This is a genomic window from Burkholderia sp. AcTa6-5 (assembly GCF_017815075.1).
Classification (GTDB): domain Bacteria; phylum Pseudomonadota; class Gammaproteobacteria; order Burkholderiales; family Burkholderiaceae; genus Burkholderia; species Burkholderia sola.
This window is the reverse complement of record NZ_JAGIQE010000027.1, coordinates 72,214-96,521: the sequence shown is the minus strand read 5'-3', so window position 1 is coordinate 96,521 and position 24,308 is coordinate 72,214. Positions and strand designations below refer to the sequence as shown.

14 protein-coding genes and 1 pseudogene are annotated in these 24,308 nt (G+C 64.8%); 4 read left to right on the top strand and 11 right to left on the bottom strand.

Annotation, left to right across the window (positions count from 1 at the left end; all coding sequences use genetic code 11):
- The 5 genes from J8I33_RS28605 to J8I33_RS28585 form a co-directional block, all read right to left on the bottom strand.
- Positions 1-731 (bottom strand): hypothetical protein (locus J8I33_RS28605; protein ID WP_209939546.1); only part of this gene is annotated, 731 nt, incomplete at its 3' end.
- Between the two features lie 79 nt (positions 732-810).
- Positions 811-1,779, bottom strand: a complete 969-nt coding sequence (locus J8I33_RS28600) for a hypothetical protein (protein WP_245172518.1) — start codon at positions 1,777-1,779, stop codon at positions 811-813.
- Complete coding sequence (locus J8I33_RS28595) at positions 1,769-4,318, bottom strand: hypothetical protein (RefSeq protein WP_209939545.1); 2,550 nt, start codon at positions 4,316-4,318, stop codon at positions 1,769-1,771. The genes J8I33_RS28600 and J8I33_RS28595 overlap by 11 nt, the downstream gene beginning before the upstream one ends.
- A 35-nt stretch (positions 4,319-4,353) precedes the next feature.
- Positions 4,354-6,576: a type VI secretion system tip protein TssI/VgrG gene (gene tssI, locus J8I33_RS28590; protein ID WP_245172516.1), complete on the bottom strand. Its 2,223-nt coding sequence runs from the start codon at positions 6,574-6,576 to the stop codon at positions 4,354-4,356.
- A 63-nt stretch (positions 6,577-6,639) separates the two neighbouring features.
- Positions 6,640-7,323: a TagK domain-containing protein gene (locus tag J8I33_RS28585; RefSeq protein WP_209939544.1), complete on the bottom strand. Its 684-nt coding sequence runs from the start codon at positions 7,321-7,323 to the stop codon at positions 6,640-6,642.
- A gap of 416 nt (positions 7,324-7,739) precedes the next feature.
- On the opposite strand from J8I33_RS28585, the pseudogene J8I33_RS28580 reads away from it, so the two are divergent.
- Both J8I33_RS28580 and J8I33_RS28575 read left to right on the top strand, forming a co-directional pair.
- Positions 7,740-8,081: pseudogene (locus J8I33_RS28580) on the top strand (integrase core domain-containing protein); the annotation flags it as partial.
- Positions 8,082-8,687: 606 nt separating this feature from the next.
- Positions 8,688-8,888, top strand: coding sequence for a hypothetical protein (locus tag J8I33_RS28575; RefSeq protein WP_174971856.1), 201 nt, complete (start codon positions 8,688-8,690; stop codon positions 8,886-8,888).
- 475 nt (positions 8,889-9,363) lie between these two features.
- Here J8I33_RS28575 and blaPEN-B read toward each other — a convergent pair whose 3' ends face one another.
- Positions 9,364-10,302 (bottom strand): PEN-B family class A beta-lactamase, encoded by a 939-nt coding sequence (blaPEN-B, locus tag J8I33_RS28570; RefSeq protein ID WP_124640429.1) that lies wholly within the window; start codon positions 10,300-10,302, stop codon positions 9,364-9,366.
- A 136-nt stretch (positions 10,303-10,438) separates the two neighbouring features.
- Between blaPEN-B and penR the strand changes: the two genes are divergently transcribed.
- Complete coding sequence (gene penR, locus J8I33_RS28565; protein ID WP_209939543.1) at positions 10,439-11,329, top strand: beta-lactamase transcriptional regulator PenR; 891 nt, start codon at positions 10,439-10,441, stop codon at positions 11,327-11,329.
- Positions 11,330-11,812: 483 nt separating this feature from the next.
- Here the strand turns inward: penR and J8I33_RS28560 are convergent, their stop codons facing one another.
- From J8I33_RS28560 to J8I33_RS28550, 3 genes are all read right to left on the bottom strand, one after another.
- Positions 11,813-12,064 carry a hypothetical protein gene (locus tag J8I33_RS28560; RefSeq protein WP_006482135.1) on the bottom strand — a complete coding sequence of 84 codons (252 nt, stop codon included), beginning with the start codon at positions 12,062-12,064 and terminating at the stop codon, positions 11,813-11,815.
- 96 nt (positions 12,065-12,160) lie between these two features.
- Positions 12,161-14,383 carry an amylo-alpha-1,6-glucosidase gene (locus J8I33_RS28555; RefSeq protein WP_209927460.1) on the bottom strand — a complete coding sequence of 741 codons (2,223 nt, stop codon included), beginning with the start codon at positions 14,381-14,383 and terminating at the stop codon, positions 12,161-12,163.
- A gap of 155 nt (positions 14,384-14,538) precedes the next feature.
- Positions 14,539-21,639, bottom strand: coding sequence for an autotransporter-associated beta strand repeat-containing protein (locus J8I33_RS28550; RefSeq protein ID WP_245172509.1), 7,101 nt, complete (start codon positions 21,637-21,639; stop codon positions 14,539-14,541).
- Between J8I33_RS28550 and J8I33_RS34790 the strand changes: the two genes are divergently transcribed.
- Complete coding sequence (locus tag J8I33_RS34790; protein WP_260429568.1) at positions 21,638-21,766, top strand: hypothetical protein; 129 nt, start codon at positions 21,638-21,640, stop codon at positions 21,764-21,766. The two genes, J8I33_RS28550 and J8I33_RS34790, sit on opposite strands and share 2 nt — an antisense overlap.
- Before the next feature lie 584 nt (positions 21,767-22,350).
- On the opposite strand, the gene J8I33_RS28545 is transcribed toward J8I33_RS34790, so the two are convergent.
- Together J8I33_RS28545 and J8I33_RS28540 are read right to left on the bottom strand one after the other, a co-directional pair.
- Positions 22,351-23,010: a YdcF family protein gene (locus tag J8I33_RS28545; RefSeq protein WP_209939542.1), complete on the bottom strand. Its 660-nt coding sequence runs from the start codon at positions 23,008-23,010 to the stop codon at positions 22,351-22,353.
- A 187-nt stretch (positions 23,011-23,197) separates the two neighbouring features.
- Entirely contained in the window at positions 23,198-24,232 is a 1,035-nt protein-coding gene (locus J8I33_RS28540; protein ID WP_050018222.1) for a rod shape-determining protein, read from the bottom strand.
- Positions 24,233-24,308: the final 76 nt, after the last annotated feature.

Here is a 24,308-nt window from a genome sequence, read left to right as displayed (position 1 = left end):
AGGAATTCAATGTGCCGCCCCTCACGCGCTTCTTCATCGGTCGGCTTGTAGACCCTGAAATAGAGGCGGTTCGACGGTGCGTTGTCCGTGATCGGATACATCATCCTGCCCTTGCCCGTATCGGTACGGTCCAGAACTTCGCGCACGTCAATCCAGTCGAGCTGGGTTTGCCAGTAGACGACTTCGTAAATGTGTGTGCCCGTAATGAACTGGGTATTTTCGATTACAAATTGGGTTGGCCCATCTGTCGTCCATTTCTCCTCTGCCTTTAAAACGTAGGAATACAATCTAATGTCCTCATCTCGCGGAGACGCCACATATGGCTCAATGCCATTCGACTTGCGTGGAGGCGCAAGTTGAATTTCCTGCCCCTCTGAATACAGCCGTATTTCGGGGGCGTCAGGAGTCGGCTTACCGGTCCATTTAACGTCCTGCTTACTTGGATTGATATAGGAAAGGTAGTACCGTATTTTAATGCTGTCGTCACGTACGATTGCGTCATGGAACCTGATCTGCGTGATCAACGGATTCTTGACCCAGGTTACCCGCTCATTCGGCACGACACCCGTCTGGTTTCCACTTTGCTTGTCGGTCATAGAACTTTTCGTAGTTTGGTTCGAAGGCGGCGCCGCTTGCTGTTCTGCAAGGGACGAGCAGCCGAGCAGCGCCACCATCCCTCCAATCGAAATAATGGTGCGAACGCCGTTCATTGTCAGACGGTCAGGTTTCATCCTTCGCGCTCTCGATAAAAAAGCAATACTTTCGGCAATTAGCTAACGCCCTGTTGGGCGTGAACTCGGCGAGTACCCGTTACTTTCCAGCGGCGGCACTCTGTTCGCCCACATACTTCCACTGGAAGCTGAAGGGGTCCACACCCCGGTCCCCCGGCAGGTTCGGCAGTGAATCCCCTTCCTTCACGAACACTTCGTGATAGCCGCCGAGCCGTTCGATGCTCTTGCCCGTCGCGGCCCAATAGCCGGTCTTTGGCGCGTAGTCACCCGGACGGGCGTACGGCAGCGCCGGGACCTGCGTACGGGCATCCACTTCGCCGAGGAATTCAATGTGCCGCCCCTCACGCGCTTCTTCATCGGTCGGCTTGTAGACCTTGAAATAGAGGCGGTTTGACGGTGCGTTGTCCGTGATCGGATACATCATCCTGCCCTTGCCCGTATCGGTACGGTCCAGAACCTCGCGCACGTCGATCCAGTCGAGTTGCGTATGCCAGTAGACGACTTCATAAATGTGTGTGCCAGTAAGAAACTGGGTATTCAAGATCACAAATTCGTCTGCAACCTCGCCTACCCATTTCTCCTTTGCCTTCATCACATAGGTAGATCGCTTTATATCTTCGTCCCGGGGAGCCGCGACATAAGGCTCAATACCACTGTACTTAGGCGGGGCAGGCTTAATCTCCTTGCCTCCCGAATACAACCGCATTGCAGGACCATCCGGCGTGGGCTTGCCCGTTGTCTTAACGTCCCCATCGCTCGGATTTATGTATGTGGTGTAGTACCGTATTTCGACATAGTTGCTGCCAAGCTTTCCGTCATGAAACCTGATCTGCGTGATCAGCGGGTTCTTGACCCACGTTACCCGCTCATTCGGCACGACGCCCGTCTGGTTTCCACTTTGCTTGTCGGTCATAGAACTTTTCGTAGTTTGGTTCGAAGGCGGCGCCGCTTGCTGTTCCGCAAGGGACGAGCAGCCGAGCAGCGCCACCATCCCTCCAATCGAAATAATGGTGCGGACGCCGTTCATTGTCAGACGGTCAGGTTTCATCCTTTGCGCTCTCGATAAAAAATGCAATACTTTCGGCATTAGCTAACGCCCTGTTGGGCGTGAACTCGGCGAGTACCCGTGCCGCGCGTGCCCCGTAGGCGGTCTTTCCGTTGTATTTGTCAGGGTCATCTGCCCCGTTAACGTCGATCTTCTGGTCCTTGGCATGAGCGGTATTCTGCAAATGCGCCACCTCGTGCAACTGGATTTCCATACGGTTCTGATCGACCGGATCCCTGTTATTAAAGCTTCGAAAGAACGGACCATACTGGCAAGCGATATTGACGTATTCCATCCGGAAGCCTGATTGGGCAGGCTTGAGTGCCTTTGCCGGATACACCCCCGGATGCACATAGGCACCTGCTTCAAAACCCAGTGCGCCCTTGACCACCCGCTGCATGGATATATGGCGGAAGAACTCCCGCATGCCTTTCAGGTAGTTATGGACGTGATGCCCGGCAGGCTTGGCTGCAAGCTGTCCGTGCAACGTCTCCGGGGCAGCGATGTCATTGGGCGTTACGCCAAACCAGTATTCGAAGTTCGACCAGAGATCGTGATGAGCAACATTGTGAATCGTTTGCAGAGTCGCATATTCCCTGACGACTGGCGCCCGCGCCGAGGGCGCATCAGGCATGGCGGCGTTGGCGTCCGCCCAGGGTGCGAGTTGTTTGAGGCGCTTCTCGATCAGCCTCAGGCAGGTTATCCAGCTCTGCCGGATTTCCAGTTCGAACGCCTCCTCGGACAGCGTTGCGTCCGTTGCGAGACATTCCCGCATCTGGGCCAGAAAGCCCACTGGATGGAAATGCCAGTTCTTCGCATCCATCGGCGTGGATAGCGGCTTCATGGCATTGTTCACACCGTCCTGCTGTACCTTCGCGTTGCTCCAGAACTGCTGATGCTGAATATCCTGCAAGAACGTCTTGAAATGGCTGTCGGATAATTGCGGAAGCGGCGGATGGCCGCCTTGCTGAAGTTTGCCATAGCGCTTGCTGTTGTTACTGCTGTCCCATTCGGTGTGAAACCGGACAGCAGCGGTGCGCAAGATCGCGTCAACGCCATCAGCATGAAGATCATCAAGACTCAGGCTCGCAGAAGACTTGTGCGCGGCAGACAGGATTTTCTGCATGACCGCATCGTCGTCCTCAACGAAGCCGTCGTCTGTCGTATTCAGTTCGTTATCCTTATAGGTCTGCCACCCCCGCGCTACCCAGTCACTGTCAGTAGTCAACGTCACCCACGCGTCGCGGACAAATTCCCGCCCATCGGATGCGGCCCTCGCTTGATCGGCGTACGCGTAATAGGCACTCCCATTCATGCCAAATAGCTTGAAACATATAAGTTTTCCAACCACATCAGGCTTCATTCCATCTACCCCACAGGGTATCGCTCCAAAGAAGCAGGAGCCGGCTGGAAACACTTGCATGCTTGATGCGGATAATCTGCCTTCCCTTGAAAAAACATCTTTTGCCAGCGTTGCATTCCGCGTCAACCACACCTTCCCCATACCATCGCTTTTCTGCCCATCCGCATATTCCTGGTACGACGAACTTGGGTCGCTAATGTTCAGCGGAACAAGCGGCTTCATCTGCTTCACCAACTTGTTCTCGCCCGTAAAAATTTCGAAGTGAAAGCTGTCCGCCACCGAGCCAAGATCACCGTCCGTTATCCCGGCGTAACCGATCACCTGTCCGGCCCTGACCGGATACTCCAATGAGAAGGTGCAGTCCAACGGCATCCACCGCTTTTCCGTAGGATGGCAGCAATACATGAATGAAATGGGGTAGCCCAGCCGGATTTTCTGCTCGGGCCTCAGTGGAGCGCCTGGCTCCACGTCCAGATACATGCGCTCGATCCATCCCTCGCCACTGTTGCGGGTATTGATGTCAGTAATCCTGATCTTTACCATGTGGTGCCCGTCATCGATCACCGCGCTTACCGTTACTTCGTCCCCGCGCAACGCGGCAACCGGAACAATTGTATTGGTGGTCGTGAGAAACGGCGGCAGGACTGCCTTGTTCTGCAACTGCTTCTGCGGCAGCAGATTCGCGTAGAGCGAGTAGAAGTGTGCCCCGATGTATCTGGGGATGCTCGCGCTGACACCCTGCGAAACGCCCTCCACGGGCTGCATTTCACCGCCGCCTCTATCGACCTCGCACTCGTGCCGAATCAGTACAAAGCTACTGCTGAACTGTCGGGGCGGTGACGGCTGTGGCTTGGCTTTCGACGCTGACGCCTTCACGGGTGCGGCCGCCTTGATCTGCCGGTCGAGTTCGCTGTCAATATAGTCCCGATCGAGTCGGAACGCGACGATGGTGCCGTCCGCGACCGCGCGCACCGGCTTTTTTCCGCTCAGGTGTACGCCGCCGTGCCAGAAGCGGTTGCGCCCTACCGGGAATACACCTCCCGCGACGTGCTTCGCGAGATCAATATATTTGCGGACAAGCGCTGGCGTACTCAGCGCGGCACTGGCTGACTGCGGGTAAGACGCTGGCTGCGGGGCGCTGTAATAAGGATCGTCTTCAAACGGGAAAGTCACAATCACGAGACACGGTTCCTTGATGGAATGAACGGCAGGCGTCAGCCTGAAAACGGGAAGTAGTCCGGTGTGAACGGATCGCCCTTGTTCACGTCTGAGCGCATGTCCAGGGCATTCTTGACCCAGCCGGTCTCGGTCTGGACCGGCCCCTTCAGCTTGATCCGGACTCCTTCAATCGTGACGCCCTCACCGTCGAGCGTGATCTTTCCGGCTGGGCCGATGATTTCAGCCTTGTCGCTCGCCTGTAGCTGGTAGATACGGGTCTTGCGCTCAATAGCCTGCCCCGCCTCGATCTGGTGACGCCCCTGCACCTTGTGTTCCGCGTTGCCGCCAGTCGTGACCAGGAAGTTGGCCGCAATGGTGTCCTTGCGATTGTTGCCCGTTTCCTCGATTCGATCCTTGCCGATCTGGATGCGGTGATCGCGCCCAACCGAAAGGAACGCATCCTGGCCAATGGTGTGACGACGATCTACACCAATCTCGACCTGTTCGCCGCGGCCGACTTTTTCCGTACGATCGTTGTCAATCGTCACCGATTCATCATGTCCGACTGTCTTCGCGCGATCATGCCCAACCGTATGCGATTCATCGTTTTCAACTTCGGTTCGCATATCCCTTTCGGCGTGGAGCCATATTTCCTCCCTGCCTTTCCTGTCCTCGAACCGCAGCGCGTTGGCGGTTTCGTAGCCGCCTTCATCGGTGGAGCGCGTCAGCGTGCCGCTCTGGGTCGCATTGGCGGGCAACTCCCACGGCGGCATGTTGTGCGCGTTGTAGTGCCGCCCCGTCACAAATGGCCGGTCAGGGTCGCCGTTCTCGAAGTCCACTACCACTTCCGATCCGACCCGCGGAACGCTGATGGTCCCGTAGTTGTTGCCTGCCCACGGATAGGAGACCCGCAGCCAGCAGGATGATGTCTGATCATGTACTGGCGAGCGGTCCCAGTGGAACTTCACCTTCACCCGGCCGTACTGGTCCGTGTAGATTTCGCTCCCGTCGGCCCCCGTGACAATGGCCGTCTGCGGGCCGGTTGTGCGTGGCTTGCTGACCGTGCGCGGTGGACGGAAAACGGTCGTGGCCGGCTGCACTTCAAACCGTGTCCGAATCCGGTATTCGCCGGTATCGGTTGCCCCGTCGAGTTCAGCCGCATCCAGCCGAGCCCGGATAACAAGGTATTCGCGGTTTGCACCGGCTTGCGGAAAGCCCGCCAACGTAAAAGTCGTCCCGCACACAACGTTCCGCACATGCCCACCGCCAGTGCCCCGCTCACCCAGGGCACGCATTTCCTGCATGCGTATCCGTGCAAACTGCTCCCCCGCCTCCCGCTCGGTGTAGTCGCCGGGCCACTCGTAGCGTTCAAGCGTATTGTGCGAGGTGTCCTGCGGCAACTGAATCTGTGCCTCCAGATTTGCCCTTGGCCGCGTAAAGTCGAAATCGTTCGTGGTCCACTGACCTGACTGGATACGCGCAGTCGTATCGAAGTTGTCGATGTGCTCCATATCAACCCTGCGGCCTGGCGGATAGTACGACAGCGTCTGATAGGCTTCACTGTCAACCGGCTTGTGCGCCCCCAACTGGTCCACCAGGACCATGCGATGCACGGTATCTGAATGCTCGAAAAACCAGTAAATCCCGTTTTCTTCCATTAGACGCTGGATAAAATGAAAGTCGGTTTCGCCATACTGGACCTGATAGACCAGCTTCGGATAGGACTCGCTTAGCCGCATGTCCCACGAGTAGAGGTAGTGGTCGCTCAGCACTTCGTGAATGATTTCAATAACAGACTTATTCTGGAAAATCCTGTAATCCGAGCGTTTCTCAGCTAGCGCGATCCACGGTTGCAATTTGAGTCGATATCTACTCTGTCGATTTGACTGACCGGAAAAACTCACTGCCGTGATAATCCCGCTGATTTCGCGTAACCCGCGTCCGACGTTTGCTGCACCGGTCGCCCCTGGCATTCCAGGGACAAAAGTGCCCATCCCGTCAAGCTGGATGGTGACGGTCAGTTCCTTCCCAATCATGTCGAGCGTATTGAGATTCGCCGCCTCTTCGTCACTCAATCCCGCATCGAGCGAGGTTTTAACCTCCAAATCGTAGGTGTAGATTTTGGAAAGTTCTTCCTCGCCTTCGATCGCAACCAATTGCAATACAGGTTCGCCATTGTGCGATAACGGAACGGCCGCCCCACTGATAGAGAGCGTTCGGGGCCGGCTGAATTTCTGCATGACGGGATATAGCTTCTGAACGTCAAACGCGTTGGACATGGTGATTCCGACAATAAGATGGATCGTATCGGGCTACTCGGCGAGCGTATGCAGACTGACTCGTCAGGACGTTTCGCTATCAGGCAACAACCCGACCGGCAGGGACACGGGGCTATCCATTGCGACCATATGATGTTCGCGTCGCGTCAGTTCGGGTGGCCGCTGGGCAGCATGGCGTGATGCGGCTGCGAGGAATTCGGCAGGCGCGAACAGACTCAGCACGTCGTTCCATTGCTCCGGTTCACAGAGGTCCGGTGCCCCACTGAGGTCGCCGAACAGCTGTTCAAGTTTGACCGGAGGCCTGAGTAGCTCCATGATCCCCTGGAGCTTGGCAACCGGCTTAACCGGTTGCGGCGGCAACTCCACCATAGTGAGCAAACCCAATCCCGGTTCAGCCTGCACGGGCAACTCAGATGGCGTGGCTTCCGGTGTATAAGAGATTGCCCACTCGGCCAATGAAAGCGGATCATCGAGAAATCTGAGGTATTGACTGTACAGTGACGCAATAATATTTGCGTCCTCCACAGCAACGTTATTGTCATCGAGCTCGCGAAGGGCCTCGCTGCCACGAAGGGACGCTGATGATCCAAGCAGGCCAAATACTGCCCCACTGCCGCATTCATCACCACTCGACAACGCCCGAAATCCCCCGCGCATAACGTTGTCCGCGACGTGAATGACCGTGCCGTCGTGATCCGTTGAATCGCCAAAGCGAGCGACATCCTTGCCTGAGGTATCGTCCTGCACGTTTCATCTCCATCGAACGGAATTTCTCCTGCGTCGAATTTACCGAGCACTCGGAGAAAATCACATAAGACACGTCCGAAATTGAAAAAAACCTAGCAAAAATCACAGGGTGTGATTTCTTTTGTCGCGACAATGGACATGCCCCGCATATAAGTTGCATGCACAACTTCTGCACAACCGCGGCTGGCTCAAGCGAACAACGGCAAGTGACTTGCTGCCTCACGCGAACCCAATCGGGCGGCTCGGACATATTGCAGCCTTCTGGACGCTCGTCCGTCATATGGCTTGCGCCGTCCGCCGAAGCAAATTCACACCAGCAGAACAACAACCAGCAGACCGCATCAACCACACGACAAGTCGAGATAAATCCCACCCATATCAATAGGTATCCTGACTTCTTGAGATAACAAGACACACATACCCCGCCCGAAATCGAGTGGCTGAGCGACAACGGTTCGGGCTACACGGCTGACGACACGCGCCGGTTCGGAGTGGCCATCGGCCTGAAGCCATTGACCACGCCGGTGTGCAGCCCGCAAAGTAACGGGACGGCCGAGCGCTTCGTGAAGGCGATGAAACGCGACTACGTCGCCTTCATGCCGACGCCGGACGCAGCGACTGCTGCCCGCAATTTGGCCATCGCGTTCGAGCATTACAACGAGAAGCATCCCCATAGCGCGCTGAAACATCGCTCGCCTCGCGAGTTCCGGCGTTCGATGGATTCAGCAATCCTTACTGTAATGCCGCGTCCGGTATGACAGGGGCAACTCCAGCGGGGTTGCATGTCAATTCGTCATGCGGGATGGTGGATCGTGGGGGAGTGACCTGAAGCAGCCCGCCCGTTTCGCCGCATCGTCTATCTTGCCCGCCTGACAAGGGTTCGCTGCCACCGTCAAAGTTGTCCACAGAAAATGTTGGCAAGCTTGTGGATATCCTGCGCACCGCGACGCTAAACCCTTGATCCGATGGACTTTGGCACGCGTGATGCAGACGCGGCGCGCGTCATGGCCGTCGCGCACACCGCTTCGCCGCACTTCGCATCACGATGCCACGACGATGCGCTACTTACCCACAGATTGTGTTGGCAAGCTTGTGGATATCCTGCGCAAGCCTGCGCTAACTCGTTGATCGGCCTATGGTTCGTGTCGCGTGTCACCGTTTCGGCAGCGCGCGGATTCGGCCTGCGCGAACACGGACGCTTCAATGCGATCGCAGCGCGCCGCCGATGCCTTGACGCCCGCGCCCGTCGCGCATCAAGATCACGCAAGCCGCACGCGGCCGCGCATCGCCGGCGACGCGCGTCGGCGCCCCGGGCCGGCCATTGCGTCGGCACCGCATGACGACATTCCAATCCGAGGAAGACCATGGAACACTTCACCGCGTGGCAGTTGGTCGTCTCACTCGTGCTCGTCGCCGTCGTCATCTATCCGTACGTGCGCATCGTTCGGCGCACCGGGCATTCGGGCTGGTGGATCCTGACGATGTTCGTGCCGATCCTGAACTTCGTCATGTTGTGGGTGTTCGCATTCGTGCGCTGGCCCACGGTCGACGATCGGCAGCCCTGACCGTCGCGGCGACGGCCGGGCTTGTCCACAGATTGTGTTGGCAAGCATGTGGATAGCCTGCGCATACCGCGACCAAGCGCTTGATCCGAAAGACTTTGTTCGCGCTGCTTCGAAAGCGGCACACGGCCGCGCAAGCGCGGTTGTGTACCGCGTCGGCACGTGACGCGCCGCCTGCCACGCCGGCTACCCTGCTTGTCCACAATTTTTGTTGGCAAGCGTGTGGATAGCCTGCGCATACCGCGGCCAAGCGCTTGATCCGAAAGACATTGTGCGTGCTGCTTCAAACGCGGCACGGTGACGTACGGCACGCCGGACGCCGCCGCGCGCGAGCTTGTCCACAATTTTTGTTGGCAAGCATGTGGATATCCTGAGCATGCGCGACCTAAGTCGTTGATCGCACAACGTTTGAGCGCGCGGGTCACGACTGCGGCACGGCGCGCCCGCGGATCTCGCCACGCGTGCCGTGCCGTGCCGCTCAACCGAACGTCTGCGCGACGATCCGCGCGACCGACGCGATCACGTCGTCCTTCGCCCGCGCATCGGCGCGAGCCTGCGTGTAGTACACGGCCAGCACGATCGGCGCGCGCGACGTCGGCCAGATGACGCCCGCGTCGTTCGTCGTCCCGTAGTCGCCGGTACCGGTCTTGTCGCCGACCGTCCACCCGGCCGGCACGCCCGCACGAATCCGCTTGTCGCCGACCTTGTTGCCGCGCAGCCACGCGACGAGCTGCGCACGCTGCGCGGCCGGCAATGCGTCGCCGAGCGTCAGCACGCGCAAGCTGGCGGCCATCGCGGCAGGCGTCGTCGTGTCGCGCGGGTCGCCCGGCAGCGCGGTATTCAGTTCGGTCTCCCATCGATCGAGCCGGAACGTGTCGTCGCCGATCGAGCGCGCGTAGGCGGTCACCGCCGACGGGCCGCCGATCAGCTTCATCAGCAGGTTCGCGGCCGAGTTGTCGCTGTACTGGATCGTGGCCTCGCACAGCGCGGCGACCGTCATGCCCGCGCCGACATGCTTCTCCGACACCGGCGAATAGTTGACGAGGTCGGCCTTCGTATACGTCACGCGCTGTTGCAGCAAGCCCGGACGCTCGACGCTCCGCGCGAGCACCGCCGCGCTCAGCATCGCCTTGAACGTGCTGCAGAACGGGAAGCGCTCGGCCGCGCGATGCTCGATGACCCGGCCGCTCGCCGTGTCGATCGCGCACACGCCGAGACGGCCGCCCGCGTCGCGCTCGAGGTCGGCAAGCGTCGCCGCCGCCGCGGCCGGCGCAATCACATCCGCGGCAGCCGCCGCTGCCGCCGTGGCTTCGTCCGGCGCGGCGGCCTGTCGCGACGCGCACGCGGTGACGGTAAGAACGAGCGGCGCCGTCGCGGCGGCCAGCAACAGGGTTCGACGTTTCGATGAGTAGGTCATGTCGGTTGTCTCATGGTGGAATGGCGGCGCAACGTGGTTGACGCGTTGAAAACGGCCAGCCGCCGAGACAGCACTATCGAGACTTTACGGTTGCCTGACAAGCAACGATAATTGAGCGCTGACAAAAGAAATTCTTATGACGAAGCTCCGCCCTCATCTTCCGCTCAATGCGTTGCGCGCGTTCGAATCGTCGGCGCGCCATCTGAACTTCACGCGCGCCGGCCTCGAGCTGAGCGTGACCCAGGCCGCCGTCAGCCAGCAGGTGCGCTCGCTCGAGGAGCGGCTCGGCTGCGCTCTGTTCACGCGGCTGCCGCGCGGTCTCGGGCTGACCGACGAGGGCCGCGCGCTGCTGCCGGTGCTGAGCGACGCGTTCAGCCGCATCGAGACGGTGCTCAAGCAGTTCGACGGCGGACGCTTCCACGAGGTGTTGACGCTCGGCGTCGTCGGCACCTTTGCCCTAGGCTGGCTAATGCCGCGGCTGAAGCAGTTCGGCGACACGCACCCGTTCGTCGAGCTGCGGCTGCGGACCAACAACAACATCGTCGATCTCGCCGGCGAGGGCCTCGATTTCGCGATCCGCTTCGGTGAAGGCAACTGGCCGGCGACGCGCAACGAGCGGCTGCTCGATGCGCCGCTCACCGCGCTGTGCGCGCCGGACATTGCGCGGCGCATCGCGCAGCCGGCCGATCTCGCGAACGAAACGCTGCTGCGCTCGTACCGCACCGACGAGTGGCTCGGCTGGTTCGACGCCGCGCAGCTCGAACCGTGGGCCGTCAACGGTCCCGTGTTCGATTCGTCGCGGCTGATGGTCGAGGCCGCGATGCAGGGCGCGGGCGTCGCGCTCGCGCCGGCCTGCATGTTCGCGCGCGAACTGCAGCTCGGCCAGCTCGCGCGGCCGCTCGACATCGACGTGCGCGCGGGCGGCTACTGGCTCACGTCGCTGAAATCGAAACCGCTGACGCCCGCGATGACGCTCTTTCACGACTGGATCGTCGCGGAAGCGGCCGGCACGGCGCCGGCCGGGTAACGCGGCCTCGCTTGTCCACAGAAAGTGTTGGCAAGGATGTGGATATCCTGGGTACCCGGCGCCTAAGCCCTTGATCGCGCACGCATTAGTGTGCCGATACATGGAGCGGGCAGCCTTTGCGTGCGGGCTTCGTGCACGCAGCCCCTGCCGACCGGATCGTCAACCATTGCGACGCAATCGATTGCAAGTTGTCCACAGATTTTGTTGGCAAGCCTGTGGATATCCGTCCAATCGGACGCGTAACATCTTGATACACAAGGGGATTCGATCCACGGACCTTGACCGGTCAATGGTGTGGCACCGGAATGGTCGTCGAATCGCACGCCGTGCACGCGCGGCGCGCCCGGCCCAAGGCCGGGCGGTTCTCCACAGATTGTGTTGGCAAGCTTGTGGATATCCTGCGTATCGGGCACCTAACTGATTGAGCGCACGGGGTTTTGTGCCGCGTCCACCGAATCGGGCAGCGCGTGCGCCGCCCGTGCATCAGTGACGGTCGAGGCCGCCGCGCAATTCGCTCGCCTTGTCGCGCAGCGCTTCGTAGCCGGAACGCGCATGCTCGGGCAGATCGGGATCGCCGATCAGTGCGCCGAGCGTTTCGATCAGGCTGAACAGGATGCCCTTCGCCGCGCCGACCGCGATGCTCTGCGATTCGATCGACTTGTGCAGGTGGTCGACCGCCGCTTCGAGATTCTCGAGCTTGTGCTCGCCGTCGTCGGGCCGGTTGTCGGTCGTCATCGTCTACCTCCGCCATCGTTCAAGGGTCATGTCACGATTCTATGCCGCTGCGCGCGAACGTGGCGCGACATCGCGCAACGTTCGCGCGACACCGCGCTACAGCACCGCGACCACCTGCACGCGGCCCGGCTGCTCCGCCGCGGCGATGACCTGGCCGTCGACGCGGCGGAACGTCAGCGACACGGTTTCGTCGCCGACGCGCAGTGCATCGATCCGCAGCCAGTCGACGCCTTCCGGCAATGCCGGGCGCTCGACGCGCACCTCGTGGCGCGACGCGTCGATGCTCACGCCGAGGCACGCCTGCAGCATCATGAACGGCGCACCGGCCGCCCACGCCTGCGGCAGGCAGGCCACCGGATACGCGGTCGGCGGTTCGCCGCGCCGGCGCGGGAACCCGCAGAACAGCTCCGGCAGGCGCATCTCGAAGCTCACCGCCGCCTCGAACAGCGCACGCAGCAGATTCACCGCGGCCGTCTTGTCGCCGTAGCGCGCCAGGCCACGCGCGATCAGCGCATTGTCGTGCGGCCACACCGACCCGTTGTGATAGGCCATCGGATTGAAGCGCGGCTGGCCGGCCGCCAGCGTGCGGATGCCCCAGCCCGTCTGGAACAGCGCCGAGCCGAGCACGCCGGCGACCGCCGCGCCGCGCTCGGCGTCGGGCAGCCCGAATGCCAGCAGGTGGCCCGCGTTCGACGCGAACACGCGGCACAGCTCGCCATGACCGTCGAGCGCGATCCCGTAGAAATCGCCTTCCGGCATCCAGAACAGCGCATCGACCTGGTCGCGCAGCGTCTTCGCGCGCAACGCGTAGCGCGTCGCGTCGGCCGCATGGCCGCGCCGACGCGAGCACGCCGACATCGCGTCGAGCGCCGCGCACGCATAGGCCTGCACTTCGACGAGCGCGATCGGCCCGTCCGGGAAACGGCCATCCGCGTGGAACACCGAATCGTGGCTGTCCTTCCAGCCCTGGTTCGCGAGGCCGCGCTCCGACGTGCGCTGATAATCGAGCAACCCGTACGGGTTGCGGTCGCACTTGTCGATCACCCATTGCGCGGCGCGCTCGAGCGCGGGCCACAGCTCGTCGATCAGCGCATCGTCGCCGGTGCGTTCGAGATAGGCGCCCGCGAGCACGATGAACAGCGGAGTCGTATCGACGCCGCCGTAGTACAGCGCGAACGGCACCTCGCCCGTCGCGGCCATCTCGCTGCGGCGGAACTCGTGCATGATCTTGCCGGGCTCCGCGTCGCGGAACGCGGAGGTCTCGCGCGCCTGATGTTCGGCGAGAAAACGCAGCACGCCGCGCGCGAGCGACGGCTGCAGCCACAGCATCTGCAGCGACGTGATGATCGCGTCGCGGCCGAACGGCGTCGAGAACCACGGAATGCCCGCATACGGGTACGGCCCCGTGTCGAGCTGCGTCGTGAGCAGCCCGAGATCCGCGAGCGAACGATCGAGCCATGCGTCGAACAGCGGATTGCCGGTGTTCACGCGCGCCATCGACTCGCGCCGTGCCCGCATCTCGCGATGCACGCCGACCAGCGCGGTGCGCAGCGCGACGCGGCCGCATCCGGGCCCTTCGGCCTGCACGGGCCCGAGCGTCGCATCGACGGTCAGGTAGATCGACACGCACGCCTGCGCCGCAATCGTCAGCGTGTAGTCGGCGCGATCGACCGACAGCGCGTCGGGCGCCGGCGAGAAATGCACGGTCACGTTGCGCTCCACGCTGTCGAGGCCGTCGTAGCGCAGCCGCACCGCGCCCGCGTCGACGCGCGGCGCGCCCACCGTGCCGCGCTTCGGCCGCTGCGTGCCGCGCACTTCGAACATGTCCTTGAAATCGGCCGCGAACGACAGCGACAGCGGCACCTCGGCTTCGCTCGCGCCGTAGTTCGTCAGCGTCAGCGCTTCGTACAGCACGTCGCCCGCCAGCACGCGCGTGCGCTCGATATGGATCACGCCCTCGGGCGTCTCCTTGCCGCCGAGCGGCGGCAGCGGGCGGTTCGTCAGGTGCGCGGTGAACGACGCGTTGTCGGCGCTCGTCGCGCCCGACAGCAGCGACGGCGCGCGGCCGCCGAACGTCAGGCGCCATTTCGACAGCACGCGCATGTCGTCGACGAACAGGCCGTCGTCATGCCCGCCGATGTCGCCGAGCGCATCGCTGACCACGAACGCGTCGCCGGATTTCAGCACGTACTGGTTGTTGCGCGCGAGGACCTGCTGATCGGCTTCGGGCGCGATGAAGGCGGGACCCGACGCGATGGTCGGGGCAATCGGCGCGACTTGCGGCGCCTGCGTCGTCGTGGCTTCGGCGTGATTCGGCATCGATGCTCCTGTGTCGAGGCGCAACGCGCGGTGCGCGTCGCGTGTTTCGCACAGGATAGGCCAGAACGGCGAACGTGCGCAGCGACGAAACGGCCGCGGCGCGAGGCGACGTTGCTTCGTCGCCTCGCGCCGCGTACGGGCACGTCAGTTGCCGGTCAGAATTTCCACAGGATGTTGCCGAGGATCGCGTTGTCGCGCACGCCGCTGCCGTATTGGCCGCTGTACGTGAGGCCGAGCGTCAGGCGCTTCGTGATGTTCGCGTCGATGCCGGCCTCGAGCACCGCGCTGTCGCGCGCAATCGGCACGCCCGACACCTGGAACGACGTGCCGCCGTTCGCGAACGTGAACGCCGACGACGGCCGCACGTTGCCGAACGCATGCCGCCAGCCGACCGTCCCGCGCGCGGTGAACGTGCCGCTCGCGATCGAGCCGAGCTGCGACGCCGCACGCACGCCGAGCGTCGAGAAGCCGACGTGGGTCGTCTCGCCGCCGGCGCGCAATGCGGCCGCGCCGCCGGTTTCCGTATAGCCGTCGGTATGCAGGTTCACATACGCGAGGCCCGCGAACGGTTCGATCGCGACCGGCCCGACCGGCAGCGCGTAGCCGACTTCGCCGAACACCTGCGCCGAATGCGCGTTGTAGCCGGCCGAATCGTGATCGGAGAAGCCCGCGAAGCCCGGATAGCGGTCGCTGTTGATGCGATACCACGTGTACGACGCGCCGCCGCGCACGCCGAGCGCGCCATACTGCGCGCCGCCGTACAGCGACACGTAGTAGCTGTTCACCGCCGCCGACGAACTCTGGTCGTTGTCGAGCGAGCTGTGCGTGACGCCCGCGGCCAGGCCCGCGCGCCACTTGTCGTTGAGCGCCATGTCGGCGCCGGCGATGAAGCCCGTCATGCTGCGGTTGATCGACGATGCGTTGCCGTCGCCTCCGAGCCGGCTGCGGCCGCCGAACGCCTGCCCCCAGACGACGGGCTGATAGGGCGTCCCGCCGTAGCACCCGGCGCGCGAACCGATCCGGCGTTCCGGCGGCAGCGTCGGATCGGCCACGCCGGCCGTGTTGTCGCCGCACAGCGCGGCGCCGCCCGACGACAGGGCCGCGAGCGGGCCCGATCCGGGCGCGAGGCCCTGACGGACGCGATCGGTCACCGCGTCGCGCACATAGCGGCTGTCGAGCAGCAGCATGCTCTTCAGGCTCGCCTGCAGTTCGCCGCCGAGCAGCCCGTACGCGCGGCGTGCGGTCGGCGCGTCGGTCGTCAGCACCGTGTCGTACAGCGGATTGCCGGCGCCGAGCGCGGCCACCGCGGTCGCGACCGAGCGCTGGTTCGGCGTCGTCGCGACGTCGGGCAGCGCGGTGCCGTTCTGAGCCAGTTGCAGATACACGTGACCCGGATCGTAGCTGAGGGTCGGCGTCAGGAACGCATAGTTCGCGCTCACCTGGGCGAACGCGCCCTGCACGCCCGACGACGCGCTGAGGATCGTGTACGTCGTGCCCGGCTGATAGGTGCTCTGGTTCGCGAGCACCTGCACGGTGCCGCCGTTCAGCGTCGCCGTGCCGCTCGCCGCGAGGCTGCCGCTTTGCTGCGGCGTGGCGGCGACCTGGAACGTCGAACCCGGCTGGAACGTGACGTTGCCGCCCACGTTCAGCGCCGCGCCCGGCTGCGTGGCGGCCGCCGTCGCGCCGCCCTGCACCACGAGGCCGCCGATCGTGCCGGTGCCCGTCACCGTCGCGCCGTTCTGCACGGTGACGGTCGACTGGCCGAGCGAACCGTTGACGGCAAGCGTGCCCGCGCTGACCGTGGTCGGGCCGCTCAGCGTGCTCGTGCCGGTCAGCGTCAGTTGCCCGCTGCCGGCCTGCGTCAGCGAGCCGGTGCCGGACAGCACGCTCGCGATCGTCACGTTGCCCGATTGATTGACGACCAGCGCACCGTTGTCGACGACGTCGCCGGCCACGCTGCCCGACGTGCCGCCGTTGCCGAGCTGCAGCGTGCCGCCGGCTGCGATCGTGGTGCCGCCCGTGTACGTGTTGCCGCCGGTCAGCACCTGCGTGCCGCTCGCCACCGTCACGCCGCCCGAGCCGCCGATCGTGCCGCCGAACGTGCTGCTGCCGCTGCCGTTCAGCGCCAGCGCGTTCGCACCGAGATTCACGTTCGTGCCGGCCGCGCCCGACAGCCCGCCGATCGTTTGCGCGCCGGTCGCACCGCTCACGTCGAACGTCGCGCCCGTGCCCGCGAGATTCACCGCGCCCGTCGACGCGAGGCTGCCGCCCGCCCCGAGCGCCAGCGTACTGCCGCCGTTGATCGTGGTGCCGCCCGTGTACGTATTCGCGCCCGTCAGCGTCTGCGTGCCCGTGCCGGCGAACGTCACGCCGCCGGTGCCGCCGATCGCGCCGCCGAACGTGCTGTTGGTACTGCCGTTCAGCGTCAGCGCATTCGCGCCGAGATTCACGTTCGTGCCGGCGCTTCCGCTCAGCGCACCGATCGTCTGCGCGCCCGATGCGCCGCTCACGTCGAACGTCGCGCCCGTGCCGGCCAGATTCACGGCGCTACCCGACGCCAGGCTGCCGCCCGCGCCGAGTGCCAGCGTACTGCCGCCGTTGATCGTGGTGCCGCCCGTGTACGTGTTCGCGCCCGTCAGCGTCTGCGTGCCCGTGCCAGCAAACGTCACGCCGCCCGTCCCGCCGATCGCGCCGCCGAACGTACCGTTGCCGCTGCCGTTCAGCGTCAGCGCATTCGCGCCGAGATTCACGTTCGTGCCGGCCGCGCCGCTCAGCGTCCCGAGCGTCTGCGCGGCCGTCGCGCCGCTCACGTCGAACGTCGCGCCCGCGCCGGCGAGGTTCACCGCACTGCCCGACGCGAGGCTGCCGCCGGCACCGAGCGCCAATGTGCTGCCACCGTTGATCGTCGTGCCGCCGGTATACGTGTTCGCGCCCGTCAGCGTTTGCGTGCCCGTGCCGGCGACGGTTACACCGCCCGTCCCGCCGATCGTGCCGCCGAACGTACCGTTGGTGCCGCCATTCAGCGTCAGCGCATTCGTGCCGAGGTCGACGTTCGTGCCGGCCGCACCGGTCAGCGTGCCGATCGTCTGCGCGCCGGTCGCGCCGCTCAGATTGAGCGTCGCACCGGCGCTGGCGAGGTCCACCGCGCCGGTCGATGCGAGGCTGCCGCCCGCGCCGACTGCGAGCGTGCCGCCGCCGCTGATCGTCGTGCCGCCCGTATACGTGTTGGCGCCCGTCAGCGTCTGCGTGCCGCTGCCGGCCAGCGTCAGGCCGCCGGTGCCGCCGATCGCGCCGCCGAACGTGCTGCTGCCGTTGCCGTTCAGCGTCAGCCCGTTGCCGCCGAGGTTCACGTTCGTGCCGACCGCGCCGGTCAGCGTGCCGAGCGTCTGCACGGCCGTCGCGCCGCTCAAGTCGAACGTCGCCCCCGCGCCCGCGAGGTCCAGCGTGCTGCCGGACGCAAGGCTGCCGCCCGCGCCGAGCGCCAGCGTGCTGCCGGCGCCGATCGTCGTGCCGCCCGTATAGGTGTTCGCGCCGGTCAGCGTCTGCGTGCCGGTACCCGACAACGTGAGACTGCCGGTGCCGCCGATCACCCCGCCGAACGTGCCGCTGGCCGTGCCGCCGAGCGTCAGTGCGTTGCCGCCCAGGTTGACGTTGGTTCCCGCGACGCCTGACAGCGCGCCGAGCGTTTGACCGCCTGTCGCGCCGCTCAGGTCCAGTGCCGCGCCCGCGCCGGCAAGGTTCATCGTGCCGGTCGATGCCAGGCTGCCGCCCGCGCCGAGCGCCAGCGTCCCCGCGTTGATCGTCGTGCCGCCCGTATAGGTGTTCGCGCCGGTCAGCGTCGTGGTCGCCGCCCCGTCCTTCACGAGGCTGCCCGCGCCGGAAATCGCACCGCCCAGCGTGAGGCTGTTGCTGCCCCCCAGTGTCAGCGCGGCGCCCGTGCCGAGATTGACCGCATTGCCGACCGACAACGCGGCGTTCGTATCGAGCGTCGCCGCGCCGCCGACGGTCAGCGCACCGGAACCGAGCGCGCCGCCGTTGCCGAGCACGAGGCTGCCGCTATTGAGGTTCGTGCCGCCGGTGTAGACATTTGTGCCGGTCAGCGTCTGCGTGCCGGTGCCCGCCAGCGTCAAGCTGCCCGTACCGCCGATCACCCCGCCGAACGTGCCGCTGGCTGTGCCGCCGAGCGTCAATGCGTTGCCGCCCAGGTTGACGTTCGTTCCCGCGACGCCCGACAGCGCGCCGAGCGTTTGACCGCCTGTCGCGCCGCTCAGGTCCAGTGCCGCGCCCGTGCCGGCAAGGTTCATCGTGCCGGTCGATGCCAGGCTGCCGCCCGCGCCGATCGCCAGCGTCCCCGCGTTGATCGTCGTACCGCCCGTATAGGTGTTCGCGCCGGTCAGCGTCGTGGTCGCCGCCCCGCCCTTCACGAGACTCCCGGCGCCGGAAATCGCCCCGCCCAGCGTGAGGCTGTTGCTGCCCCCCAGCGTCAGCGCGGCGCCCGTGCCGAGATTGACCGCGTTGCCGACCGACAACGCGGCATTCGTATCGAGCGTCGCCGCGCCGCCGACGGTCAGCGCGCCGGAACCGAGCGCACCGCCGTTGCCGAGCACAAGGCTGCCGCTATTGAGGTTCGTGCCGCCCGAGTAGGTGCTCGCGCCGTTCAGCGTCTGCGTGCCGGAGCCGGCCAGCGTCAGGCTGCCGGTGCCGCCGATCGCCCCGCTGAACGTGCCGCTCGCCGTCCCGCCCAGCGTGAGCGCGTTGCCGCCCAGCGTCACGTTCGTCCCGGCGACACCCGACAGCGCCCCGATCGACTGCGCGCCGGTCGCGCCGCTCACGTCGAGCACCGCACCCGCGCCTGCCAGGTTCACGCTGCCGGTTGCCGACAGGCTGCCGCCTCCGCCGATCGCCAGCGTGCCGGCATTGATCGTCGTGCCGCCCGTGTAGGTGTTTGCGGCGGTCAACGTCGTCGTCGCCGCGCCGTCCTTCACCAGACTGCCCGCGCCAGTGATGCCGCCGCTCAGCGTCAGCGCGTTGCTGCCGCCCAGTGTCAGCGCGGAACCGGTAGCGAGGCCGATCGCGTTGTTGACCGACAGGCTCGCGCTCGTATCGAGCGTTGCCGCGCCGCCGACGGTCAACGCACCCGTGCCGAGCGCCGCATTGTTGCCGAGCACCAGCCCGCCTGCATTCAGCGTCGTGCCGCCGGCGTAGGTGTTCGCGCCGGACAGCGTCAAGGTCGCCGCGCCGTTCTTCACGAGACCGCCGCCACCCGCGACCACGCCACCCAGGCCGAGATCGGTGCTGCCGCCAAGCGTCAGCGTCGTGCCCGTCGCGATGTTGACGTCGTTGGCCAACGACACGTTGGCCGTCCCATCGAGCGTCGACGACCCGTTGACGTTCACCGCGCCGAGGCCGAGCGACGTATTGCTGCCGACGACGAGGTTGCCGCCGTTCAGGTTCGTGCCGCCCGTGTACGTGTTCGCGCCCGTCAGCGATTGCGTGCCGGTACCCGACAGCGTCAAGCTGCCGGACCCGCCGATCGTGCCGGCATAGGTGGCATTGACGCTGCCGCCGAGCGTCAGCGAATTGGCGCCGAGGTCCACGTTCGTGCCGGCCGCGCCGGCCAGCGCACCGATCGTCCGCCCGCCCGCCGCAGTGCTCAGGTCGAACGTTGCGCCCGCACCGGTCAGGTTGACCGTGCCGGTCGCCGACAGACTGCCGGCCCCGCTCAGCGCGAGCGTGCCGCTGTTGATGGTCGTGTCGCCCGTATACGTGTTCGCGCCGGTCAGCGTCGTGGTTGCCGCGCCATTCTTCGTGAGGCCGCCGCTTCCGCTGATCGTGCCGGTCAGCCCGAGATCGTTGCTGCCGCCGAGCGTCAGCGTCGAGCCGGTCGCGAGATTGACCGTGTTGGCGAGCGTCACGTTCGTGCTCGTGTCGAGCGACGCCGACGCGTTGACGTTCAGCACGCCGGTGCCGAGCGCCGAATTGTTGCCGACCACCAGGCCGCCGGCGTTCAGGTTCGTGCCGCCCGTGTAGCTGTTCGCGCCGGACAGCGTCAGCGTGCCGCCGTCGTTCTTCGTCAGCGCGCCGCCACCCGACACCGTGCCGGACAGCGTCAGCCCGGTCGCGCCCTGCACCGTCAGGCCGCCCACGCCGAGCGACACGTTGTTGGACACGTCGAGCCCCGCCGTGCCCGCCTGCAACGCACCGCCGCTGCCCGTGACGGTACCGGTGCCGAGCGACGCGTTGTCGTTGATGATCGCCACGCCGCCCGTCAGCGTCGCGTCCTGCGCGGTGGACGCGCCGTTGATCGTCCAGTTGCCGCTCGTGACGTCGAGGTGATTGAAGTTGATGTAGTTGTTGACCGCGATCGTGCCGTTCGCCGCGACGCCTTGCTGCAGGTTGAGCGTATTGTTGCCGCCCGCGCCGCCGTCGACGACGCCGGTTGCCGCCACGCCGAGCGTGACCGGGCCGACCGTGATGTTGAACGCGCCGCCGGTGCCGCCGGCCGTATTGACCGACGAGCCCGTCACGGCATTGAACGTATTCGTGCTGTTCGCCCCCATCGACACGCCGCCGTTGATCGTGCCCGAGTTGGTGAACGTATTGCCCTGTCCCGGTGTGCCGCTCGAACCCAGCGACACGCGACCGGTGATCGTCCCGCTGTTCGTCATGTTGACCGTGCCGCCGCCGTACGCGGCGACCACCGGCGCATCGGCGCCGACGAGGGTCGCGCCGACCAGCGGGGAGGAGCCGATCGTACCCGTGTTCGTAATCGTCGACGTGCCGCCCGTGCCGTTTTGAACCGACAGCGCCATGCCCGTCACGCCGCTGATCGCGACGCCGGTCGAGCCCATCATCGTGCCGTTGTTGGTCACGGTGGTGGTGCTCGCCGCCGCGTTGCCGATCACCGTACCGCTCGACAGCACGCCGAGCCCCGAGCCGAGCGCCGACGGGTCGATCGTGCCGTTGTTGGTCAGCGTGACGTTACTGCCGGTCAACGACATCGCCGTGCCGCCGACACCGAGCAGCACGCCGACGCTTGCACCGGGATTGACCGTCGCGTTCACGTTGTTGGCGCTGTTCGAATAACTGGGCGCCAACGGATTCGCGACGCCGGAACAGGTCACCGTGGTGCCCGCCGTGCTGCAGGTCGCATAGGCGGGGACGATACCCGCGCCCGACAGCGCCAGAAACACGCCGGTGGGCAACAGCAGTCTCGGAAACGGCTCACTCGCTTTTTTCGGACGGACAGGGTTCATGCTTTCCCTCTTTATTGATTTCGGCTTTGGTATTGGTATTGCGGCCGCAACGGCCGGCACGCGGCAGAAAATCGCGGATAAAAGCGTCCTCCCCGGCAATCGCGATGCGCTGTCGGTTTATTCGTGATGAGTTTTTTGATCGGCCCGGGAATGCAGCTGCGGAACTAGTCGAATGACATGATGGCGGCCCCTGGTTTCTGCAGCGACTTTCTGGTTGATTTGATTACTACGCGCTTTCGTCAGACTAGGCTATATCAAAGTCAAACCGTTTTCCAGTCGATATTTTCCCATCGGATCAATGGCCGACGATTATGTATTTTTTTTACTTTCTGACAGACGCGCAGCAATAACACGCGACACACTGTTCGCCGGCTTGCCTTGATTTTTCGCAAAGACAATAGCTGTGCCGCATCGGTGGAAACACCGATATATCGCCCTGATTCAACACACGGGGATTTTGCGGTGCAATATTTTCACCGCGATGAATGATCCATTTAGATAACCAACATCCGCTTAATAAATCGATCGGATCTGGATTATGGAACTGTCGGCGAAATTGTTTTGATTTTCAGCCTCGCAAGGCATCTGAAACGCGAATCGTTATTATTTATTCGGTGCCTGTGACACTCGCGCGGCCGGCGCGAGACGACAGGAAACCGGAGTAACGACGAAACCGCCCGCACCGGAAGCGCGCGCTTCCGGGCCGCCCCGTCACGAAAACAGGCTCATCAGATAAAGCATCGGTCGAAACGACACCGGCCGCGCATCGGGATTGATCCACAACCGTACCGCATACACCGCGTAGGCCGGCACCTCGCGCCAGCTCGAATAGACGTCGCGCCACTGGAAGCGGCGCGGATACGCGGCGGAGATGTTCGACCGCGCAATGCCGACGCGCTCGAACGCGAGGCGCGCCCGCGCGAGGTGGTAATACTGGCTGACGATCAGCACGCGCGACAGGCGATGTGCGCGCAGGTAGGCCAGCGTGTGCTGCGCGGTCGCGAGCGTGTTGTCGCCCTGGTCGTCGACGGCGATCCGGGCCGCCGGCACGCCGCGCGCGACGAGGTAGTCGCGCATGGCCGTCGCCTCGTTCAGCCCGGGCCCGTCGATCGCGCCGCTGACCAGAAACGCCGGGCAGTGCCCCGCGCGGTAACAACGCACGCCGACATCGAGCCGGGCCGCGAGCACGGGCTTCGGCGCGCCGGTTGCGTCGAGCGCGTTGCCGAAGATCACGGCGACGTCCGCCGGGTCGCTCGGCATCCGCATGCCATGGACGACGATCGCGGCGGCCGCCGCGACCCAGACGCACGCGACGACGGCCAGCACGCGGCCGGCCCGGGCCGCGAAGCCCCGTTTGGTTCGATATTTCAAGGTATTCGGTCTCTCAGGTGTCGTCGGGCGCGTCGGCCGGCCCGGCCCCGAACGGGCGCGTCACGCTAGCACGGCGCGCCCGCGCCTGTCCATGCGATGGACCGATGCCGGCCGAGCGGGCCGGCCATTGGGAGATCGAAAGAAGGTGAAGGCGTGCGCCGGGCCGCGGCCGGCAGCACCGCCCGGCTCAATCGGCCGGGCACATCGCGAGCCGCCCCATCGCCTCGCCGGCGCCGCGCACCGCGCAGGTGGCCGGCTCGTCGGCGATCCGCGCGACCAGCCCGGTCTCGTCGTACAGCAGGCGTTCGAGATCGGCGAGCAAAGCGCCGCCGCCGGTCAGCACCACGCCGCGATTCGCGATGTCGGTCACGAGTTCGGCCGGCGCGTTTTCCAGCACCGACTTCACCGCGCCGATCACCTGCTTGAGCGGTGCGGCCAGCGCGTCCGCGACGTCGTGATTGGACAGCTCGACCGAGCGCGGCAGGCCGTCGCCGATGCTGCGGCCGACGGCGCGGGTCGACGTGCGCGGCACCGCGCTGGTGGCCGAGCCGATCGTCTTCTTCACGTGCTCGGCCGTCTGTTCGCCGAGCAGCACGCCGTACAGGTTGCGGACGTGGTTGACGATCGCCGCGTCGAACTGGCTGCCGCCGACGCGGATCGCCTCGCGGTAGACGATGCCGCCGAGTGCGACGACCGCGACTTCGGTCGTGCCGCCGCCGATGTCGATGACCATCGAGCCGACCGGCTCGGTCACCGGCAAACCCGCGCCGAGCGCGGCCGCCAGCGATTCCTCGATCAGTTCGACCTCCGATACGCCGGCCGCGAACGCGGCCTCGCGGATCGCGCGGCGCTCGACGGCCGTCGCGTCGGACGGCACGCACAACGTGACCTCGACCCGGCGGCTGAAGCGCGAACGGGTGCGCGACATGTCGATGAAGCTGCGGATCATCTGCTCGGCCGCGTGCGCGTCCGCGATCACGCCGTGCCGCATCGGCCGCACGGCTTCGAGATGCCCCGGTTCGCGGCCGAGCAGCGCCTTCGCGAGCTCGCCGACGGCCTCGAGCGTCGGCCGCGCGTCGCTCGCGCCGCCCTTGCGGAAGCAGACGACCGACGGCTGGTTCAGCACCACGCCGCGTTCGTGCGTATAGATCCGCGTACTCGCCGTTCCCGGGTCGATCGCAACGGGTTGCGCAAACAACTTTCCGAACAGCGGTGTCGACATATCAAACCTTTGTGAGGGAACGGGCCGGGACAGCCGCGCCGCACATTTTGCCGCGCGTCCATGCCGCCCCATCACG

What these genes read in the sequence shown, in the direction of transcription:
- J8I33_RS28600 (WP_245172518.1), bottom strand. Translation starts at nt 1,779, where the DNA reads ATGAAACCTGACCGTCTGACAATGAACGGCGTCCGCACCATTATTTCG.
- J8I33_RS28575 (WP_174971856.1), top strand. Translation starts at nt 8,688, where the DNA reads ATGGAACACTTCACCGCGTGGCAGTTGGTCGTCTCACTCGTGCTCGTC.
- J8I33_RS28555 (WP_209927460.1), bottom strand. Translation starts at nt 14,383, where the DNA reads ATGCCGAATCACGCCGAAGCCACGACGACGCAGGCGCCGCAAGTCGCG.
- J8I33_RS34790 (WP_260429568.1), top strand. Translation starts at nt 21,638, where the DNA reads ATGCTTTCCCTCTTTATTGATTTCGGCTTTGGTATTGGTATTGCGGCC.
- blaPEN-B (WP_124640429.1), bottom strand. Translation starts at nt 10,302, where the DNA reads ATGACCTACTCATCGAAACGTCGAACCCTGTTGCTGGCCGCCGCGACG.
- J8I33_RS28560 (WP_006482135.1), bottom strand. Translation starts at nt 12,064, where the DNA reads ATGACGACCGACAACCGGCCCGACGACGGCGAGCACAAGCTCGAGAAT.
- tssI (WP_245172516.1), bottom strand. Translation starts at nt 6,576, where the DNA reads ATGTCCAACGCGTTTGACGTTCAGAAGCTATATCCCGTCATGCAGAAA.
- penR (WP_209939543.1), top strand. Translation starts at nt 10,439, where the DNA reads ATGACGAAGCTCCGCCCTCATCTTCCGCTCAATGCGTTGCGCGCGTTC.
- J8I33_RS28550 (WP_245172509.1), bottom strand. Translation starts at nt 21,639, where the DNA reads ATGAACCCTGTCCGTCCGAAAAAAGCGAGTGAGCCGTTTCCGAGACTG.
- J8I33_RS28540 (WP_050018222.1), bottom strand. Translation starts at nt 24,232, where the DNA reads ATGTCGACACCGCTGTTCGGAAAGTTGTTTGCGCAACCCGTTGCGATC.